This window comes from Parvimonas sp. M20 (assembly GCF_035282425.1).
GTDB lineage: Bacteria > Bacillota > Clostridia > Tissierellales > Peptoniphilaceae > Parvimonas.
Map to the genome: position 1 here is coordinate 1 of NZ_JAYKBQ010000084.1, position 455 is coordinate 455.

At 51.2% G+C, this 455-nt stretch carries 1 protein-coding gene; it reads left to right on the forward strand.

Annotated elements, in window-relative coordinates; translation table 11 throughout:
• Positions 1-222: 222 nt before the first annotated feature.
• Positions 223-455: hypothetical protein (locus VJI93_RS08510; protein WP_324009277.1), on the forward strand; the 233-nt coding region annotated here is incomplete at its 3' end.

The following is a 455-nucleotide window of genomic DNA, read 5'->3' on the forward strand; positions in this document are numbered from 1 at the left end:
CGTCGTAATAACGGTGGACGCGACCTCGGTGGATGGGATTATACAGGATTCAAAGCTGCACAGGTGCCGCCCAGTGCATCGTATGCACGTTTGGCCCTACGTAAATATTCTACAGACGAAGGCGATGGCCATAGTGTTGCATGGTTTACCCGTCCGTATGTAGGACCTTCTGCCCCAGGACGTAATCAGTGGAATCCTTACTCACCTGGCACAGGAGCTGCCATGGTTGCGCAAGTTAATGCGCGCATATCTGATGAGGTTACTACGCTGTCTAATGCAGACAGTGCGCTTGCAGGGCGCATCAGTACAACTGAGTCCAATTATATACTTCTCAACAATGCCCTAGCTGTTGCAAATGGTCGTATTACCGATGAATCCACCACGCGTGCAAACGCTGATTCTGCTTTTGCAGGACGTGCGGCTACTATCGAAGCCCAGATGGCTGGCAATGTTGA